Source organism: Nocardiopsis sp. NPDC055824 (assembly GCF_053616335.1).
In genome coordinates this window covers 1-19,803 of the sequence record NZ_JBSHDN010000118.1, presented here as the reverse complement: position 1 = coordinate 19,803, position 19,803 = coordinate 1, and the positions used below count along the sequence as shown (strand labels likewise).

14 protein-coding genes are annotated in these 19,803 nt (G+C 72.9%); 5 read left to right on the top strand and 9 right to left on the bottom strand.

All coding sequences use genetic code 11. The features are described from left to right. Window positions 1-250: 250 nt before the first annotated feature. A complete protein-coding gene (locus ACWGL3_RS21380; protein WP_267947973.1) occupies window positions 251-856 on the top strand; it encodes a YceI family protein in 606 nt (201 codons plus the stop codon). 91 nt (window positions 857-947) lie between these two features. On the opposite strand, the gene ACWGL3_RS21375 is transcribed toward ACWGL3_RS21380, so the two are convergent. Then, window positions 948-1,904, bottom strand: coding sequence for a ribokinase (locus ACWGL3_RS21375; protein ID WP_267947972.1), 957 nt, complete (start codon window positions 1,902-1,904; stop codon window positions 948-950). Beyond that, entirely contained in the window at window positions 1,901-2,734 is an 834-nt protein-coding gene (locus ACWGL3_RS21370; protein WP_344179901.1) for an exodeoxyribonuclease III, read from the bottom strand. Before ACWGL3_RS21370 ends, ACWGL3_RS21375 begins: the two co-directional genes overlap by 4 nt. Before the next feature lie 439 nt (window positions 2,735-3,173). Here ACWGL3_RS21370 and ACWGL3_RS21365 point away from each other — a divergent pair, with 439 nt between their 5' ends. Next, window positions 3,174-4,400 carry a winged helix-turn-helix domain-containing protein gene (locus ACWGL3_RS21365; protein WP_452461716.1) on the top strand — a complete coding sequence of 409 codons (1,227 nt, stop codon included), beginning with the start codon at window positions 3,174-3,176 and terminating at the stop codon, window positions 4,398-4,400. A gap of 75 nt (window positions 4,401-4,475) precedes the next feature. On the opposite strand, the gene ACWGL3_RS21360 is transcribed toward ACWGL3_RS21365, so the two are convergent. Together ACWGL3_RS21360 and ACWGL3_RS21355 are read right to left on the bottom strand one after the other, a co-directional pair. After that, the gene (locus ACWGL3_RS21360; RefSeq protein ID WP_267947969.1) at window positions 4,476-5,618 is read right to left on the bottom strand and encodes an acetyl-CoA C-acetyltransferase; all 1,143 of its coding nucleotides are present in this window, start codon (window positions 5,616-5,618) and stop codon (window positions 4,476-4,478) included. Between the two features lie 79 nt (window positions 5,619-5,697). Beyond that, window positions 5,698-7,728, bottom strand: coding sequence for a DHA2 family efflux MFS transporter permease subunit (locus tag ACWGL3_RS21355; protein ID WP_452461715.1), 2,031 nt, complete (start codon window positions 7,726-7,728; stop codon window positions 5,698-5,700). Window positions 7,729-7,925: 197 nt separating this feature from the next. Here ACWGL3_RS21355 and ACWGL3_RS21350 point away from each other — a divergent pair, with 197 nt between their 5' ends. Next, entirely contained in the window at window positions 7,926-9,068 is a 1,143-nt protein-coding gene (locus tag ACWGL3_RS21350) for an acyl-CoA dehydrogenase family protein (RefSeq protein WP_267947967.1), read from the top strand. A 32-nt stretch (window positions 9,069-9,100) separates the two neighbouring features. Continuing rightward, complete coding sequence (locus ACWGL3_RS21345) at window positions 9,101-9,268, top strand: hypothetical protein (RefSeq protein ID WP_267947966.1); 168 nt, start codon at window positions 9,101-9,103, stop codon at window positions 9,266-9,268. A gap of 100 nt (window positions 9,269-9,368) precedes the next feature. On the opposite strand, the gene ACWGL3_RS21340 is transcribed toward ACWGL3_RS21345, so the two are convergent. The 5 genes from ACWGL3_RS21340 to ACWGL3_RS21320 form a co-directional block, all read right to left on the bottom strand. Continuing rightward, window positions 9,369-10,208: an NPP1 family protein gene (locus ACWGL3_RS21340; RefSeq protein WP_267947965.1), complete on the bottom strand. Its 840-nt coding sequence runs from the start codon at window positions 10,206-10,208 to the stop codon at window positions 9,369-9,371. A gap of 401 nt (window positions 10,209-10,609) precedes the next feature. After that, entirely contained in the window at window positions 10,610-12,886 is a 2,277-nt protein-coding gene (locus tag ACWGL3_RS21335) for a SpoIIE family protein phosphatase (protein WP_267947964.1), read from the bottom strand. Window positions 12,887-13,038: 152 nt separating this feature from the next. Next, on the bottom strand, window positions 13,039-13,740 hold the full coding sequence (locus tag ACWGL3_RS21330) for a metal-dependent transcriptional regulator (RefSeq protein ID WP_344179910.1): 702 nt from the start codon (window positions 13,738-13,740) through the stop codon (window positions 13,039-13,041). A 392-nt stretch (window positions 13,741-14,132) separates the two neighbouring features. After that, the gene (gene pdxH, locus ACWGL3_RS21325) at window positions 14,133-14,786 is read right to left on the bottom strand and encodes a pyridoxamine 5'-phosphate oxidase (RefSeq protein WP_267947962.1); all 654 of its coding nucleotides are present in this window, start codon (window positions 14,784-14,786) and stop codon (window positions 14,133-14,135) included. Window positions 14,787-14,846: 60 nt separating this feature from the next. Beyond that, window positions 14,847-18,371 (bottom strand): ABC transporter substrate-binding protein, encoded by a 3,525-nt coding sequence (locus ACWGL3_RS21320; protein ID WP_452461714.1) that lies wholly within the window; start codon window positions 18,369-18,371, stop codon window positions 14,847-14,849. 232 nt (window positions 18,372-18,603) lie between these two features. Between ACWGL3_RS21320 and serC the strand changes: the two genes are divergently transcribed. Beyond that, entirely contained in the window at window positions 18,604-19,728 is a 1,125-nt protein-coding gene (gene serC / locus ACWGL3_RS21315) for a phosphoserine transaminase (protein ID WP_344179915.1), read from the top strand. Window positions 19,729-19,803 lie beyond the last annotated feature (75 nt).

Below are 19,803 nucleotides of genomic sequence, written 5' to 3'. Positions count from 1 at the left end.
GGGCCGGGGCGGACGACCGCCCCGGCCCCCTCCGCCGTCCGCGGGCACGCCTGGCCGGTTCCGGCCCCGCTCCCGGCCCGGGGCCGCGAAGGGGTGACGTGCCTCGTCAGCGGGGGTTTCGCCGCCGTCGGGGACGACAGAGTCCAATGTCTCGTGCCCGGTCGCGCCAGAACTTCGCGTTCCGGGTGGACGTCAGACCTAAGGTATGTGGACAAAAGCCACAGACCGGACAAATAGGGAGCAAATGGCTATGACATCCACCCCCGAGATCGGACCGGGGCCGGGCACCTGGTACCTGGACCCGCTCCACTCCAGCTTGATCTTCGTCGCCCACTACCTGCGCTTCGGCCGGGTCCAGGGCACGTTCGGACGGGCGCGCGGGCATGTGCTCGTCACCGGGGACCCCGCACGGTCCGAGGTCGAGGTCGTCCTCGACGCGGCCAGCGTCAACACCGGCGTGGGCGCGCGCGACGCCCACCTGCGCTCGGCCGACTTCCTGGACGTGGACCACCACCCCGAGATCCGCTTCGCCTCCACCGGGCTGGAGCCGAGCCGGCGCGGACAGCACTCCTTCCGGCTGTTCGGCGACCTGACCATCCACGGGACGACCCTCCCGGTCACCCTCGACTCCCAGTGGGTCGGCGAGTCCCCGGACTACGTGTCGCCCGCCGACACCTACGGGCACTTCTTCTCCGCGAACACCCGGATCCGCCTCTCCGACTTCGGCGTGGGCGACGGCGGCGAGGTCCCGTGGGGCGGCCGGCTCGTCGGCGACACCGTCGACATCGTGCTGGAGGTCCGCCTCCAGAACCAGGACCCGCGCCCGTTCCTCCAGCAGATCGGGCACACGGCCTGAGGGGCGCCCGTCCCGGGAACCGCACGGGGCGAGCGCCGACACATCCCGGGACCGTCCCCCGGAACCCGTCCGCCCCCGCCCCGGACCGGCCTCAGGCGACGCCGCCGAGCAGCGCCTCGACCTCCTCGCGGGTGGGCATGGACGAACTGGCGCCGGGCCGCTGGACCGAGAGCGACGCCGCCGCCGCGGCGAACGCCATCGCCTCCTCCGGCGACCGGCCCTCCGCCCTCGCCACCGCGAACGAACCGCAGAAGGTGTCCCCCGCGGCCGTGGTGTCCACCGCCCTCACCTGCCGTGCGGGCGAGGCCACCGCCGCCCCGCCCCTGCGGCCGTGGAGCGAGCCGTCCTCGCCCAGGGTCAGCAGCACCTCCGGGACCAGCTCCAGCAGGGCGGCCAGCGCCTCGCGCGGGTCCGTGCGGCCGGTGATCGCGGCCGCCTCGTGCTGGTTGGGGACCAGGACGTCCACCGACTCCAGCAGCTCCGCGGGCAGGTCGCGCGCGGGGGCCGGGGTCAGGTAGACCGGCACACCGAGCGCGCGGCCGGTCCGCGCCGCGGAGACCACGGCCTCCATCGGCAGTTCGAGCTGGAGCAGCAGGGCCGCGCTCCCCTCGATGAGAGCCGCGTCGCCGTCGGCCACGCCGGCGACCCCGCCGTTGGCGCCGGGGACGACGATGATCGAGTTGCCCCCCTTGCCGTCCACGACGATGTGGGCGACGCCCGACACCCCGGGGACCGTGCGCAGACCGGACACGCCGACCCCGGCGGCCGCCAGGTTGGCGCGCAGCTCCTCGCCGAAGGCGTCGTCGCCCACCGCTCCGAGGAAGGCCACGTCGGCCCCCGCCCGTGCCGCGGCCACCGCCTGGTTGGCGCCCTTGCCGCCGGGCACCTGGCGGAAGTCGGTGCCCGTCACGGTCTCGCCGCTCGCGGGCACCTCGTCCACGTAGGCGACCAGGTCCATGTTGACGCTGCCGAAGACGGCCACGCGCGGCGCGCCGCCGGCGGCGCCCCCGCCGTCCGTGGTCCCGACCGCTCTGCTCCCGGCGCTCATGCCCCGGCCTCCTTCACCTTGGCGACGGACGCTCCGTCGTTCCCGTCGAGCCCCACGATGACCGGTGCGTGGTCGGAGGCCCCCTTGCCCTTGCGCTCCTCGCGGTCGATGCTCGCGCCGCTCACGCGGGAGGCGAGCGCCGGGGAGGCGAGGACGAAGTCGATGCGCATGCCCCTGCGCTTGGGGAAGGCCAGCCCCTTGTAGTCCCAGTAGGTGTACACGCCGGGTCCCGGGGTGTGCTCCCGGACGACCTCGCGGAACCCCGCGCCGACGAGCTCCTCGAAGGCCGCGCGCTCGGGCGCGGTGACGTGGGTGCTGCCCTCGAACGCGGCCATGTCCCACACGTCGTCGTCCTGCGGGGCGATGTTGAAGTCGCCGACGTAGGCGATCTGCGCGTCGGGGTCCTGCGCGAGGCGCGCGGCGCCCGCCTCGCGCAGCGCCTTCAGCCAGCGCAGCTTGTAGGCGTAGTGGGGGTGGTCGACCTCGCGGCCGTTGGGCACGTACAGGCTCCACACCTGGACACCGCCGCACGTCGCCCCGACGGCGCGCGCCTCGGACTCCTCGGGGTCGCCGTATCCGGGCTGGCCGGGGAAGCCGACCCGCACGTCCTCCAGCCCGACGCGGGAGGCGATCGCGACCCCGTTCCACTGGGAGAGGCCGTGGTGGGCGACCTCGTAGCCGCGGTCGGTGAAGACGGAGGCCGGGAACTGGTCGTCCCTGGCCTTGGTCTCCTGGATGGCGAGGACGTCGACGTCGCTCCGGTCCAGCCAGGCCCCGATCCGGTCGACCCTGGCCCTGGCACTGTTCACATTCCAAGTCGCGATACGCACAGCAGAAGGCTAGGCCATGGAGGGGGCCCGGGTGTTCGACGCGGGCTGTGCACGAGGGGGGAACGCCCAGCTGGGCGGGCAGGAACAGAAGGTGCCCCGGTGCGGCCGTCCTCCGCACCGGGGCGTGTGCGACTCCCGGCACGTGTCCGGTCGTTCGTGTCGCCTCTGTTGTGACGGCCGGGACCCCCTCGGGGTTCGCATTGGGCCAAAGGTTTTTTCCACGGAACCGCCGTGCGCGGCCACGGCGAGTCGTCGATCCGCGCGTCACCGGGCACGACGACAGCGGCCACGTGACGCAGGACACATCGACCGGGGGGGGCGGGCGCCGGCGCCCGCCGACCTCCCGGCTCCGGCGCCGACCGGTCCGCGGAAGGCCCGTCCCCGCCCCGGCGCCGACCGCGGCGGGCCGACTGTCGCCACCGGGGGCTACCGTGGCGGCATGGCTGAACCGCACCCCCGCCGAGACGCGGACCTCTCCCTCTCCCAGGCGCGCAGGATCGCCCTCGCCGCCCAGGGCTTCGCCGACCCGCGGCCCAGGGGGAGGGCGACCCTGTCCCACCTGGCCCGGGTGGTGCGCCGGGTGGGGATCCTCCAGATCGACAGCGTGAACGTGCTCGCCCGCAGCCAGTACCTGCCCGTGTTCGCCCGCCTGGGGAGCTACGACACCGCGCTGCTGGACCGGGCCGCCACCACGGCCGCGGGGGCGGGCGGCGCGCGCCTGGTGGAGTGCTGGGCCCACGAGGCCAGCCTGGTGCCGCCGGCCACGCGGCAGCTCATGCGCCACCGGATGGACCGCAACCGCGCCCAGACCCGGGTCGGCTGGATGAACGGCATCCGGGAGGAGCGGCCCGAACTCCTGAAGGCGGTCCTGGAGGAGGTCGTCCGGATCGGCCCGGCCACCGCCCGCGGCGTGGAGGCCGCCCTCGCGCACGACGCGCCGCGCGCCAAGGACCACTGGGGCTGGAACTGGTCCGACGTCAAGAAGTGCCTGGAGTACCTGTTCTGGATCGGCGACCTGACCTCCAACGGGCGCAACTCGCAGTTCGAGCGGCTCTACGACCTGCCCGAGCGGGTCCTCCCGCCGGAGGTGCGCGACGCCCCGCCCACCACGCCCGAGGAGGCGCACCGGGAGCTGGTGTCCATCGCCGCGCGCACGCACGGCGTCGCCACCGAGCCCTGCCTCCGCGACTACTTCCGGCTCAAGTCCGCCGAGTCCAGGCCCGCCGTGGCCGACCTCGTGGACTCCGGTGAGCTGGTCCCGGTGCGGGTGGAGGGCTGGAACCGCCCCGCCTACCTGCACCGGGACGCCCGGGTGCCCCGCTCGATGACGGCCCGGGCGCTGCTCAGCCCGTTCGACTCCCTGGTGTGGACGCGCGACCGCGCCGAGGAGCTGTTCGGGTTCCGCTACCGGCTGGAGATCTACGTGCCCGCCGCCAAGCGGGTGCACGGCTACTACGTGCTGCCGTTCCTGCTGGGCGAGGACCTGGTCGCGCGGGTGGACCTCAAGGCGGACCGCGCGTCGGGGACGCTCCTGGCCCAGAAGATCACCCTGGAGGACGGCGCCCCCGCCGACACCGTGCCGGAGCTGGTGGAGCAGCTGGCCGGGATGGCCGCCTGGCTGGGGCTGGAGAACGGCGCCGGGGGCCCCGCCCTGGCCCGCCGGTGAGCGGCGGGCGCGGACGGCGGGTCCGGGGCGGGGGCCGCGCGCCCGCGGGCGGGCACGCGGCCCCGGCACTCCGGGTCAGACGCGTTCGATGACGGTGACGTTGGCCTGGCCGCCGCCCTCGCACATGGTCTGGAGGCCGTAGCGTCCGCCGGTCCTGTGCAGCTCGGCGATCAGCTTGGTCATCAGGATCGAGCCGGTGGCGCCCAGCGGGTGGCCCAGGGCGATCGCGCCGCCGTTCGGGTTGACCTTGGCGGGGTCGGCGCCCAGCTCCTCGATCCACGACAGCGGCACGGGGGCGAACGCCTCGTTGATCTCGGTGACGTCGATGTCGTCGATGCCCAGCCCGGCCTTGGCCAGGGCGACCCTGGTCGCGGGGATGGGCGCGGTGAGCATGTACACGGGGTCGTCGCCGACCAGGGCCAGCTGGACGACGCGGGCCAGCGGGGTCAGCCCGTGCTGCTCGATCGCGCGCTCGGACGCGATGAGCAGCGCTCCCGCGCCCACGGAGATCTGGCTCGCGACGGCCGCGGTGAGCTCCCACCCCTCGCGCAGCGGCTTGAGGGCGGCCATCTTCTCCAGGGTGGTGTCGGCGCGGACGCCCTCGTCCCGGCTCACCCCGGCGAGGGGGGCGATCTGGTCGTCGAAGCGCCCCTCCTCCTGCGCGGCGGCGGCGCGCCGGTGGCTCTCCAGGGCGAACTCCTCCAGCCGCTCGCGCTTGTAGCCCCACTTCTCGCACATGAGCTGGGCGCCGCGGAACTGGGAGATCTCCTGGAGGCCGTAGCGCCCGGTCCAGCCCTCGCCGTAGAGGGGGAGGTCGTTGTCGAGGGCGAACTGGACGTTGGCGCCCATGGGGACCATGCCCATGTTCTCGACGCCGGCGGCCACGACCAGGTCCTGGGTGCCGGACATGACGCCCTGGGCGGCGAAGTGGACGGCCTGCTGCGAGGAGCCGCACTGGCGGTCGACCGTGACGCCGGGGACGCTCTCGGGGAGGCCGGCGGAGAGCCACGCGGTGCGGGCCAGGTCGAGGGCCTGGGGACCCGCCTGGCTGACCACGCCCATGACCACGTCCTCGACGGCGGCGGGGTCGACCCCGGTGCGCCGGACGAGCTCCTTGAGCACGTGCGCGCCCAGGTCCGCCGGGTGCACGGCGGCGAGGGCGCCCTTCCTGGTACCGACGGGGGTGCGTACTGCGCCGACGATGTATGCCTCGGCCACGGTGTCCTCCAAGAGCGTGGGTGACGATAACCGAACTGTATTCGGTTCCCTGGATCCGGCAAGCCCCGCCCCCGTGCTGCTACAGCCGGTGGGCCCCCTCGCCGAGGCGCGAGGCGTCCCCCTCGTCGCCGAGGGTGTCCGCGGTCATCCGCTCCAGGGCGGCGACCACCTCCGGGTGCTCCCCGGGCCCGTAGTCGGCCAGCAGCGAGCGCAGCGCGGTGCGCTGGGCGTCGAACACCTGCCGGGCCGCGTCCGCCCCGCGCCGGTTCAGCTCCCAGGCCCCGCCCCCGCCCGTCAGGTATCCGGCCTCCTCCAGCTCCCGGCGCACACCCTCCCAGGCGTCCTCGCCCAGCCCCGACATCCGCGCGAGCTCCGCCCCGGTGAGCGGCCCGGTGACGCCGAGGTGGCTGAGCGCCCAGCACGCGCGCGGCGAGATCTCCAGCCCCGCCGCCTCGCGCAGGCGCCCGTACATCTCGTCCGCGCCCTCCCTGCCGCAGGCCCGGTACACCTCGCGCTCGACGTGCTCCATCGCGCTGCGGCTCCCCGCGGCGACGGGCGGGATCGACTCGTCCAGCCCGGGGGAGCCGACGGTGGTGCGCAGGGGCACCTGCCGCAGGAACAGCGCGAGCACGAACCCGGCCGCCGCCACCGGCACCGCCCACAGGAACACGGTGTCCACGGAGTCGGCGTAGGCCTGGAGGAACGACGCCTGCGCCTCCGGGGGCAGCCGGTCCAGACTGCGGGGGTCGCTCTCCAGGGACGCCGGGTCCACCCCCGGCGGCAGCCGGATCTCCCCGGCGCGGGCCGCCAGGTTCGCCGCCAGCTGCCCGGAGAAGACCGCCCCGAACACGGCCGTGCCGAACGAGCCGCCGATCGACCGGAAGAACGTCGCCGAGGAGGTGGCCACCCCGAGGTCTGCGTAGTCGGCCGCGTTCTGCACGACCACGACCACCACCTGCATCACCAGCCCCAGGCCGAACCCCAGGACGAAAAAGTAGAATCCCATCTCCCAGAGCGAGCTCTCGGGGCCGAGGCGGGAGAGGAGCAGCAGTCCGAGCGAGGTGACGGCCATGCCCACCACGGGATAGGCCTTGTAGTGGCCGGTGCGGGTGACCAGGCGACCGCTGGTGATCGAGGTGAGGAACATGCCCAGCACCATCGGGATCAGGTGGAGGCCGGAGGCCGTCGGGGACAGGCCGTGCACGATCTGGAGGAACAGCGGCAGGAACGCCATCGACCCCATCATCGCGAAGCCCACGCAGAACCCGATGGCCATGGCGACCACGATGGTCGGGTCGCGGAACAGGCTGAGCGGCATGACCGGGTCGGCGGCCCTCCTCGCGGTCAGCCACCATCCGACACCGAGGACGGCGCCCGCGACGGCGAGCCCCACGACCTGGGGCGAGGCCCACGGGTAGACGCTGCCGCCCCAGGCCGCCACCAGGGTGAGGCACACGGCGGTGGCGGCCAGCAGGAGGATCCCGGCGTAGTCGACCCGGCGCCGACCGGTCGGCGTGCTGGCGGGCAGCACCGCCAGCACCGTGGCGAACGCGAGAACCCCCAGGGGAAGGTTCACGTAGAACACCCACCGCCAGGTCAGGTGGTCGACGAACAGGCCGCCGAGCAGGGGCCCCGCCACGCTGGAGATGCCGAAGACGGCGCCGAACAGCCCCTGGTACTTGCCCCGCTCCCGGGGCGAGACGACGTCGCCGATGATCGCGGAGGCGAGCACCATCAGCCCTCCCCCTCCGAGCCCCTGCACCGCCCGGAAGACGATGAGCTGGAGCATGTCCTGCGCGATGCCGCACAGGGCGGAGCCGACCAGGAAGATCCCGATGCACAGGAGGAAGAGCCGCTTGCGGCCGAACTGGTCGCCGAGCTTGCCCCACAGCGGGGTGACGGCGGTGACGGCGAGCAGGTAGGCGGTGATCACCCACGACAGGTGGTTGAGCCCGCCGAGCTCGGACACGATCGTCGGCAGCGCGGTGGAGACGATCGTCTGGTCCAGGGCGGCCAGGAGCACGGTGAGCATCAGCGCGGTCATGATCACCGCGATCCTGCCGCCCCGGTGCTCCCTGCGTTCCCGGCGGTCGGCCTCGTGCTGCGCCATCGGCTCTCCCCCGTGTCGGGCCGCGCACGGCTCACGGCCCCGCTGCGGCCACAGTAGGAACCCGGGGGCTCCCGTGAGCGGGGAACCGCCCACCGGAACAGGAACTTTGCCGTGGCTTGGAGCCGCCCCTTCAAAACCGAATATGGTTCGGTTACTGTGGCGTCAGCCAGTGATCCCCGACACGTCCGGAGCAGAGCATGAAGCGGGAACTCTTCGACGCCGACCACGACCTCTTCCGCGCATCGGTGGCCGAGTTCCTCGAGCGCGAGGTCGTCCCCTTCCACGCGCAGTGGGAGAAGGACGGGATCGTCCCGCGCGAGGTGTGGACCCGGGCGGGCGAGGTGGGGCTCCTCGGCCACGGCGTGCCGGAGGAGTACGGGGGCACCGGCCTGGACGACTACCGGTACAACGCCGTCGTCAACGAGGAGATCTGCCGGGCCCGCGCCAGCGGCCTCGGGATGACCCTCCAGAACGACGTCATGGCGCCGTACATGGTCAAGCTGACCGACGACGAGCAGAAGCGCCGCTGGCTGCCCGGATTCGCCTCGGGCCAGCTGATCGCCGCCATCGCCATGACCGAGCCCGGCACCGGCAGCGACCTCCAGGGCATCCGGACGTCGGCGGTCCGCGACGGCGACGCGTACGTGGTCAACGGCTCCAAGACCTTCATCACCAACGGCGTCAACGCCGACCTGGTGATCGTGGTCTGCCGGACCGACCCCGACGCGGGAGCGCAGGGCTTCTCCCTCCTCATGGTCCAGCGCGGCATGCCCGGCTTCAGCCGTGGCCGCAACCTGGACAAGATCGGCATGAAGGCGCAGGACACCGCCGAGCTGTTCTTCGACGACGTGCGCGTCCCCGCGGCCAACCTGATCGGCACGGAGGGCCAGGGCTTCATCCACCTCATGGAGAACCTGCCGCAGGAGCGCCTGTCCATCGCCACCTGCGCGGTCGCCTCCGCCGGCGCCGTGCTGGAGCACACCGTCGAGTACTGCCGGGAGCGCACCGCCTTCGGGCGTCCGATTGGGCGGTTCCAGAACAGTCGTTTTGTTCTGGCCGAGATTGCCACCGAGGTCGACATGGCCCGCACCTACGTGGATCGGGGCATCCAGCTGCTCAACCGGGGTGAGCTGACCGTCGAGGACGCCGCCATGGCCAAGTGGTGGACCACCGAGATGTGCAACAGGGCCGTGGACCGGTGCCTCCAGCTTCACGGCGGGTACGGGTACATGATGGAATACCCCGTGGCACAGGCTTGGCAGGACACCCGCGTCCAGACGATCTACGGTGGCACCACCGAGATCATGAAGGAGATCGTGGGACGCGGCCTCGGCCTGTGACCTGACAACCCCCTGGAAGGGTCGGAGCAGTCATGAGCGGTGCGTGGGACGGCCTCATCGTCATGGGCCTGCTGGTCGTGCTGCTCGTGATCGGCGTGCGCAGACTCCGGCCCAGGATCCACATCCCCTGGGCGACCAGCGGGATCGTGGTCTTCTTCGTCTTCGTGTGCCTGCTGCTCTGGGCGTGGTCCTGGCGGTAGGGACGGCGCGCCGCCTGCCCCGCCACGGCGGGGCGGAGCACGGACGCGGCCGGCGGGTGCCGCCCGTCGCGCGACGGGGCGGGCACCCGGCGACCGCGGTCTAGGCGTAGGGATCGAACTCGATGCCGTCGGGCTGCGCCCTGGCCAGCGCCCCCGGGAACGAGCCGTCCCTGAGGTCGAGCTGCGCGCTCCCGTAGTCCGCCGACGTGAACGCCTCCCGGATGCCCGGCGGGTAGTGGTCCCAGCTCACCAGGTCCGGGTACTGCCACACGCCGTAGTGGTTCTCCGGCGGGTCGTCGTGCCCGGCCGCGAACCGGAAGGCGTGGGTGGAGGCGCCGTCCTTGTGGTAGACGATCTTGGGGTGGGTGCCCTCCCACAGCACCTCGGACGCCGGCCTCGTGTCGTAGTCGCCGTGCGCCGACGCCGAGACGTGGCGCGCCTCGTCGTCGAACACCCACACCACGACGTGTTCGAGGTCGTGCCGGTGTCCGCAGCAGCCGTGGACGGTCTGGTCCTTCTCGAAGTAGAGCGCGTACATGTACGCGCACCATCCGCTCGCGTCGCACTTGGAGCGCGAATACGAGTTCGTGTTGTCGAGGTCGGAACGGTCACGGCAGTTGCCGTTCAGGGCCCCGGAGGTCTTCAGCCCCTCGGCGACGGTCCCGTCCGATCCGATGGCGGGGGACGAATAGCAGCCGTCGGTGTCGTAGTCGAAGGCGGGCTGCCATTTCCCGTCCGCCTCCGCGTGGCTCGCCGGAAGCGCGGGGGGCGGCGCCGCGAAGGCGTGGGCCGGGAGCGCGACGACCAGCGCCAGGGCCCCGACGAGGGAGCGGAGGGCCAGGCGCGGGACACGGCGGCCTGCCCTCCTCGCGGCTCCGGCCCCCGTGGCGGGGGAGGGAGCCCTGCGGACCGCCGGGACGCGTGGGGAACGGGGACCCACGCCCCTCCGGGCGGACTCGGCGATTCTCGGACCTGCAGAATTGGTACGGGGAACCACTTCTGCTTCTTCCATCGATGTCCTCCACTCCCTGTCCGGGAATCGGTTCATCTTTTTCTGTTGTCGTCGGACAAATTAACCGCGACGGTCGTCCACGACAAGAAGGGCAGGGCGGAAAACGCCTTGTTCGCCGGGAATTCGACGCCCGGCCGACCGCACGGCGGGGGACGCCCGGGGGGGCGGGCGGGGGGAGCGGGCGGGGGCGGCGCCGCGTCCGCCGGGTCCGGGAGACGGCGGGAGGGGCGGGGCCGCAGGGGCCCGCGGAACCGCTGGGACGCACGGGGCCCCCGCGTCACGGAACCGGGCGGGCCGACGGGGTCGGCCGCCGCGGCCCGCGGGAGGGCTCAGCCCTGCGAGCCCTCCTCGTCCTCACCGTGCATCGGCATCTCGAACCAGACCGCCTTGCCGTCCGGCGTGGGACGGGAGCCCCACCGGCTCGCCAGCTGCTCCACCAGGTAGAGGCCGCGACCGCCCTCGTCGTCGGCGGCCGCGCTGCGGATGCGGGGCAGGCGCAGGTCGTGGTCGAAGACCTCCACCCACACGGCGGAGGCGCCGCGCCGCAACCGGAGCAGGAACTCCTTGTCGGCGGTGTCCTCGGCGGGTTCGTCGTCCTCCTCGGCCGCCGCCTCCAGCAGGTCCGTCCAGTCCTCGTCGAACTCGTCCGCCGCCGACCCCGCGCCGAGGGGCGTCTCCGAGTCCAGGACGCCGTTGCCGGTGAACTCGCGGTGCACGGGGTGGGGGGTCGCGTGGATGACGACGTTGGTGACGATCTCCGAGACCAGCAGGCAGGCCAGCTCGGACTGGTCGCGGTCCATCCCCCACTCGTCGAAGGTCTTGGCCGCCAGGTGGCGCGCCTCGCCCACGGTGGAGGCCTCCGAGGGGAACCAGCCCTCGCGCAGGGCCAGTGCGTCGGAGTGGGTGCGCACGACCAGCAGCGCGGTGTCGTCGTCCAGCTCGCCGGGGACGCCGTGCAGGGCCGCCTCGGCGATCTCGTCGACGTCCTTGTCCGCGACCTCGGAGACCCGCTCGGCCAGCCTGGCCAGGGCGCGCTCGGGGTCGGGCGCACCGCCGACCGGGTGCCGGTTCACGAGCCCGTCGGTGTACATGACCAGGGTCGCGCCGAGCGGGAGCCGCAGTTCGGCCTGGTGGTAGACGACGTCCTCGGCCGCCCCGCCCTTGGCCCGCACGCCCAGCATGCGGTCGGCCGCCGCCAGGTCGAGCTTGTCGACCGAGTCGGAGGTGACCAGCAGCGGTGTGGCGTGCCCGGCGTTGGCGTAGGACAGCTCGCGCGACCACGCGTCGTAGACCATGTACAGGCAGCTGACGCTGGGGATCCAGGTGCCGCCGCCGTCCTCGTCCGGCTGGCCGAGCTGGCGGACCCACTCGTCGAGTTCGCGGAGGATGTCCGCGGGCTCGCGGTCGGCCTGGGCGAAGGCCCGCAGGGCGGCGCGCAGCTGCCCCATGACCGCGGCGGCGTGCGGACCGCGGCCCTCCACGTCGCCGATGACCAGCCCGACGCGTCCCGCGGAGAGCGGGATGGCGTCGTAGAAGTCGCCGCCGACCTGGGTCTGCACACCGTAGCCGTGCGCCTGGAGGGGCCCGGCGGGCTGGTAGCGGTGGGCGATGGTCAGCCCGTCCAGGTGCGGGAAGTGGTGCGGGAGCAGGCTCCGCTGGAAGGCGAGGGCGGTGCTGCGCTCCTCCTCGAACAGGCGCGCGTTGTCGATGGTCAGGGCCACCCGGGAGGCGATGGCGCCGACGAGGTCGCGGTCGAACCCGCCGTAGGTGCTCTTCTGGCGGGGGGAGAGCCCCGAGAGCGCCAGGGTGAGCACGCCGAGGACCTCGCCGCGTGCCCGCAGGGGGGCGGCGATGGCGGAGGTGACGCCGACCTGCCGGGAGACGGTGTCGGAGCGGGTGCTGGGAGAGTTCTCGAACAGGTAGTCGCTGCTGACGACGGTCTCCATCCGACGCAGCGCCTGGGTGACGAAGTGGCGTTCGGGGTAGCGGACCTCGTCGCCGACCCCGAACCACGTGCGGGGCGGCGGCGTCCACCCCTCGGCGTGCACCGACACCTGTCTGACCAGGCGGTCGTGGTCGTAGAGGTCGATGAAGCAGTGGTCGGCGAACTGCGGCACCAGGATGCCCGCGACGCCCTTGACCGTGGAGTCGAACTCCAGGGAGCTGGCCAGGCGGCTGCCGATGCGTTCGAGCAGTCCGTACTGCTCCTCCACACGGCCGCTGCGCAGGGCCTCGCGGGCGATGAGGGTGATGCCGTCGATCTCGCCGGACTCGTCGCGCATCGGCACGGCCTGGGCGCGCACGTGGATCCACGTGGAGTCGCCCTTGAGGACGGCGAACGTGCCCTCCCAGTGCTCGCCGCGCAGGACGCGGCGGGCCAGCTGGGAGGCGTGTTCGCGGTCCGATTCGTGGATGCCGATGTCGAGGAGGGAGAGGCCGACGTAGTCCCGGCCGCCGACGAACCCGAAGAGCTCGCGGGCGAAGGGGTTCCAGTAGCGCAGCAGGCTGGACCTGTCGATGACGACGATGGCGATCTGCGCCTGGTCCACCACAGCGGCCGTGGTCAGCGCGCCGCTCTCCCGGAAGGGCTCACCCCACCGTGTCATCTAGCCGCCACCTCGCCGTCATGAGCTGCATACATGCCCGCTCCGGGTACCCCGAACGACCGCACCTTGGGGCGAGCGTAGCAACACCGTCAACGTTCCCGCAGCGCAATGTGACAATCCCGATGAGCAACCAATCAACGTGTTCGCGTGGTTCACGGCTTGGCGACGAAGATGTGTCCGGCGACGACCTCGGAGAGGTCGGTCCCCTCGGACTCGCCGCCGATCACGTGGACGCCCCCGTCGGAGGCCCTGAGCACCACTTCCTGCCCGGGTTGTACCCCGGATTCGCGCAAGGTGAGCATGATGTCGGCGTCCGACTGGATCTGCTCGCTGATGCGCCGTACCGTCACGGTCGTCTCGCTGTTGCCCGCGACGTCGATCATCGGAACGATCGAGTCGTCGGTGAAGGGCTCGGGCGAGTAGTTCTCCAGGCCGAGCTCGTCCAGGCCCGGGATCGGGTTGCCGTGGGGGCACACCGAGGGGGCGTTGAGCAGCGTCACGAGGCGCTCCTCCACCGCCTCGGAGATCACGTGCTCCCAGCGGCAGGCCTCGATGTGCACGTCCTCCCAGGGCAGCCCGATGACGTCGACGAGCAGGCGCTCGGCGAGCCGGTGCTTGCGCATGACGTGCGTGGCCAGTCGACGGCCCTCGGCCGTCATGACGAGGTGCCTGTCGTTCTCGACCCGCAGCAGGCCGTCGCGCTCCATGCGGGCCACCGTCTGGCTGACCGTGGGTCCGCTCTGGTGCAGGCGTTCGGCGATACGCGCCCGAAGCGGGACGATGCCCTCCTCCTCGAGCTCGAAAACCGTCCGGAGGTACATCTCCGTGGTGTCGATCAGCCCGTGTGCGGTCAAGTCTCCCCTCCCAAGGCTCTGCGCCCGACGCGCGGTCGCGAGCGGGCACGGCAGGTCTCTCACAACACAGGCCGGGACCACGTGATTCCCAGGGGCCGAGTGGGGACCGGGGCGTCCGCAGGACCGCGGGAGCGACCACCGATACGGCAAGCATATCGCGCATCGGCGAGCCCGAATTTCTCCACCGTCCCACAATGTGGACAGCGGAGGGGCGTCGTCCGCCCCTCGGCGCAGGAGTCGCTGGTCCCGGCCCCTCCGGGCCGTTCGCCCCTGGAGGAATGCCCGACGGACCCTTGCGAAGGGCCCTCCGGCGCCACACGGGCCCGGGGCGCGCACCGGACGCGACGGGGATCACTCCGGGGGCGCCCGCACCGGCCCCTCCGCGGCGGGGTTCAGGGGGACAGGCGGTCGATCTCCCACGCGTCCCCGTCGCCGCGCAGGTAGCGGAAGCGGTCGTGCATGCGGTCCGGGCCGCCCTGCCAGAACTCGACCTCCTCCGGGACGAGGCGGTAGCCGCCCCAGTAGGAGGGCCTGGGGACCTCCTCGTCCTCGGCCCACACCGTCTCGAAGCCCCGGTACAGGCGGTCGAGCTCGGCGCGGTCCTCCACGGTCCGGGACTGGCGCTCGCTGGCCCAGGCCCCGAGCTGCGAGCCGCGCGGCCGTGTGGCGAAGTAGCGGTCGTTCTCCGCGTCGGAGAGCCGTTCGACCCGACCGGCCACCAGGACCTGCCTGCGGATGGCGTGCCAGGGGAAGAGGAGGCCGGCGCGGGGGTCCGCGTCCAGCGCCTCCCCCTTCCTGGAGGTGTAGTTGGTGAAGAAGCGCAGCCCGGTCCTGTCGTAGCCCTTCAGCAGCACCGTCCTGGCCCTGGGCATCCCCGAGGGCTCGACGGAGGCCAGGACCATGGCGTTCGGCTCGGCCAGCCCCGACTCGTAGGCCTCCTCGAACCACAGGTGGAACTGCGTCATCGGATGGGCGGCGAGGGAGGAGCGCACCAGGGGTTCACCCGTGTACGGTTTCCGCAGTTCGGCGGGGTTTCGGTGGTCCACAACGGGCATCTTCTCGCGTCGGGCGGTCCCGCGCCACCCCGCCCCGCCCCCCGCTCCCCCTCATACGCAGCCGGGGTCGGCCGGGGGCAGGTCCGCGCTGCTCATGCCGCACCTGTGGATGACGTGCTGGCGGTCCCCGCCCGAGTCGGGTCCCACCAGGACCAGCTGCACCAGGCGCTCCGGGAACCAGTGGCCGTCGACCGAGCTGTCGAACTCGAGGTAGCCCGACATGCCGGTCAGGCCGCGCGTGTCCCGGATCCCGCCCAGGAGCTGGTCGCGCTTGGCCTCGTAGTCCTCCTGGGCCCGGAGGAACGGCCGCCGTTCCAGTCCGACGAACCCCAGCGGCCCCCGCGCGGCGAGCTCCTCGGGGGTCAGGCCGGTGTGCGGCATCGCCCGCGAGACGACGAGGAGGGCGTCGCTGGCCACCGCGGCGTGCGCGATCGACGGGAGCTCGGTCCGCGGGACCGGTTCCCCCTCCTCGTCCCCGTCCTCCCGGTACAGCTCCTCCACGAGGTCGTCCACCGCCGTGTAGAACCCCTGGGAGTCCTCCTCCGCCAGCGCCTCCGACTCGCCCCAGGACCCGCTGGCCGCGAGCGGCGTGTAGAACACGGGGTGCTGGAGGGACTGGCTGATGCGGTCCTCCTCGTCGGCGACGAACTTGGCGATGTCGTCCCCGCCGAGGATGGTCATGTCCCCTCCCACGCACGCCGCGCCGCCCGCGGTCCTGAAGTAGTCGTGGAAGGCCGTGAAGTCCGCGGAGCGCCCGGCGAAGTAGAGCAGGTCGGGCGGGTCCTCCGTGCACAGCCGGTCGAGGTGGTCCCGGAAGGTGGTGTCCTCCTCCAGGTCGCCGCTCCCGTACAGGAGGGTCCCGTCGGCGTACTCCTCCGGCCCGAGCCCCCGCGCGCCCTCCCAGACGGATCCGCCCTCCTCCTGGAAGGCCGCCATGAACAGCTCGGCCAGGTGCGGGCCGTACTGCTCGTGCGCTCCCCCGTCCTCCGCGGCCCCCGCGCTCGCGATGGCCACGGCCGTGCGGGCGGGCTCCAGCCCGTACTCCACCCCCCGGTCGCCGGTCCACGGCACGCCGTTGTAGGCCCAGTGCGCCGCCTGCTCGGCGATGCGGCTGTTGGCGGGGGCGACGGGGAAGAAGAACTCGTTGTGCTGCCGCTCGCCGGACCGGGCGACGTCGTCGTAGGTGGCGGTGGTGCCGACCATCGGTATCCCGGCGTCGCCGACGATCCGGATGGCCTCGCTGTTGGGCGCGACGCTGTGCCCGAAGCCGACGGCGCCGATCGGGCGGTCCATGCCGAGGTACGTGTTCCCGGACCGCGCGGCGATCTCCCGCGCGGTCTCCTCGGCGTGGGCCCACGCCTCCCCCGCGTTGCCGATCAGGATCTTGATCTTGGGCGTGCCGTCCCTGCCGACCAGCTCGTTGTGCTGGTCCTGCTGGAAGGCCAGGCCCAGCAGCTCACCCTGGACCCCGGAGAGCGAGGGGTCGCCGGGGTCGGCGATCTCCAGCTCGGCGATGTAGGCGATGGTGACGTAGGGGTCCCCGCTGTCGTCGACCGCCCGGTTCTGGTCCCGGATGCGCTCGGTCACCTCCTCCAGCCGCTCGTGGAACACGAAGTCCCCGAAGGAGACGCCGACGCACTGGCCGTTCCTCGTGTCGATCCCGGCGGGGACCACCAGGCCCCGCTGCACGCAGGGGTGCAGGGCGGGGACGACCACCGTCCCGAGGAGGACCGCCAGGACGACGCAGGCGGCGGCGCCCGCCGTCCAGAGCCCCGCGAGGGCGGGGGCGGTGAACACCCGGACGGGTTCGGGCCGCAAGGAGCCCCGGGGGCGGTCCCCGCGCAGCGGAACGACGTCCAGGGCGACGAGCCGGTGGGCGCCGAGCCGCCCGGCGGCGTGGCGCGCCCTGGTCCAGCGGCCGACCTCCGGGGCCCGCTGCGCGGCGCCCTCCCCCTCGGGGAGGGAGGGGTACCGGGCGGTGTCCACCCCTCCCCGCACGAGCGGAGGGGTGGAGCCGCACCGGACCTGCACGATCAGGAGGGGGTCGGGGAAGCCGCGGCGCAGCCGCTCGTCCTCGACGAGGAGGACGAGGTAGCGGGCCACCGGGTCGAGGCGCTCCTGTTCCAGGAGGAGCACGGGGCGCTGCCTGCGCTTGCGCCTGCGGCGCCCGGCCGCGCCGTAGGCGCGGTGGAGGTCGTCGAGGAAGGCGTTGACGGCGAGCCGGTGGACGCCGGGAGGCCTGGTGTCGGCGCTGATCCGCCCGCCCCCCGTGTCGCGGTCGTTGAGCTGGTTGAGGACGTGGATCCCGCGTTCGCGGTGGTTGGGGAGGGCCTTGTCGCCGCCCGCCTCGTGGGTGACGTAGCGGTGCCGGTTGAGCCAGCGGTAGGGCCACCAGGGCAGGAGCACGAAGAACGCGACGACCGCGTAGGCGGCCGTCAGCGCGACGCCGGCGAGGAGGCCGATCAGCTCGTTGACCTGCTGGGCGACCAGGCCCAGGACGGCGAAGGGCGTGGCGGTGACGACGAGGGAGACGACGAAGGCCAGCGGGGTGAGCAGTCTCTCGTCGAGCTTGCCGAAGGTGACCCGGTCGGAGACGCGGGTCGCCCAGCGGGAGGTGCGGGAGGCGGCGGAGGCGAGCCAGCGCCGGCGCACGACGAAGGAGAGCCGGGACCGCTCCCACCGTGACGGTGCTCCGGCCGGGGCGCCGTCGTCCCCGGTGTCCGGGTTCCGCCCTCCGGCCGCGTCGAGGAGGCGCTCGCGCCGTTCCCTGGCGCTGTCCAGCCGGACCCGGCGCAGCTCGTTGATGACCTCCACCTGGGTCTTGCTGTCGCTGGTGAGCGCGACGCCGTCCTGGGGGACCTCGGAGCCGGACACGTTGGCCTGCACTGTGGCCGGCTCGCACCTGCGCAGCCACAGCAGGGAGCTCAGGCGGGCGAAGCGGGGAGGGGAGGGGGGCTTGTGGTACCACTTCTGCCCGGGCTGGTCGCCGAGGCGGGCGAGGCGGCCGTCGACCAGGCGTTCCATCAGGTCGTAGAGCTGGTCGGTGGTGACGGGGGCGTCCTCGCCCGGGGGGCCGGCGCCCGGAGGGGCGGCCAGCGGTGCGCCGGTGCTCTCGACGCCCGGGTGCGGCGCGGTCCGGCGCCGCCCGAACCGCCTCCCGGCCCCGTTCCCGGAGGGAGGGCCGCCGTCGCCGGGCCGAGGAGCGGCGGCCGCCCCTCCGGCCTCCGCGCTCCCCCCGGCCCCGCCGGACGGAAGCGGCTCCGCGGGCTCCTCCGCCTCGGGCAGGCGCCACACGAGGTTCGCCCCGCCCCGCTCGACCAGCATGCGCAGGACCTCCGAGCGGTCCGCCGTACCGCGCACGGCCAGGTCCAGGACGGGGGGCGGCTCGGCGACGTCGCCGCGCTGGAGGCCGTCGTGCTTGTCCGCGGGGAGCCGGCGGGCCACGCGGCGCTCCATGCGGGCCAGGAGGGTGTACCTGCGGCGTGGGGGGCGGGCCCGCAGCGCGTCGAAGACGGCCAGGAAACGGGGCGGCGCCCCGGGGGCGGCGGTCCGGTCGCCGGACTCGTCGTCAACCACTCGCGAAAACCCCTTCACGGCTCGTGTCGGTCCCGTCACTCCCCCCGAAGCTGTTTCTCATTAGACAACAAGGGCTTCGGAAGATTCATCCGTTTTGGCGGAATTGACACTGACCCATACCGGCCAGAACTTCTGAGAATGTGACAATTCGATCCTCCGGTCACGCGCATGCACGCCGTGAACGGAGGCCCTGACCGGCTGCGTCACCACTCCCACCACTACCCTGGGGACCGTGACCGACGAGATTCAGATCCCCGCGAACCTGCTGCCCGCCGACGGCCGTTTCGGCAGCGGCCCGTCCAAAGTGCGCCCCGCGCAGCTGGAGGCCCTGGCCTCCTCCGGCTCCCGCTACATGGGGACCTCCCACCGGCAGAAGCCGGTCAAGTCCCTGGTCTCCCGGGTGCGCGCCGGCGTGAGCGACCTCTTCTCCCTGCCCGACGGGTACGAGGTCGTCCTCGGCAACGGCGGGACCACCGCCTTCTGGGACATCGCCGCGCACGGCCTGCTGCGCTCCAGGTCCCAGCACCTGTCCTTCGGCGAGTTCTCCGGCAAGTTCGCGAAGGTCGCCAAGGGCGCCCCGTGGCTGGAGGAGCCCACCGTCATCAGCACCGACCCCGGCAGCCACGGCGAGCCCGTCGCCGAGGCCGGTGTGGACGTGTACGCCCTCACCCACAACGAGACGTCCACCGGCGTGGCCGCCCCCATCAAGCGGGTCGCGGGCGCCGACGACGACGCGCTCGTCCTGGTGGACGCCACCAGCGGGGCGGGCGGCCTGCCCGTCGACATCACCGAGACGGACGTCTACTACTTCGCCCCGCAGAAGAGCTTCGCCGCCGACGGCGGGCTGTGGCTGGCGGTCATGTCGCCCCGCGCCCTGGCCCGGGTGGACGAGATCGCCGCGAGCGGCCGGTACATCCCCGAGTTCTTCTCGCTGACCACCGCGGTGGACAACTCCCGCAAGGACCAGACGTACAACACCCCGGCCGTGGCCACGCTGCTGCTGCTCGCCGAGCAGCTGGAGTGGATGAACACGCGGGGCGGGCTGGAGTGGACGGTGGCGCGCACCGCCGAGTCCTCCTCCATCCTCTACGACTGGGCCGAGAAGTCCCCGGTCGCGACCCCGTTCGTGACCGACCCGGCCAAGCGCTCCCAGGTGGTCGGCACCATCGACTTCAGCGACGACGTCGACGCCGCCGCCGTCGCGAGGGTCCTGCGCGCCAACGGCGTCGTCGACACCGAGCCGTACCGCAAGCTCGGCCGCAACCAGCTGCGCGTGGCCATGTTCCCGGCCGTCGAGCCGAGCGACGTCCAGGCGCTCACCGCGTGCGTGGACCACGTGCTCACCGAGCTGTCCTGACCCGTTCGCCCCACGTTGCACAATGGTGGCCGACCCGTGTTACCACCGGTGGGGCACCCGCTTTTCCGGCCGCTC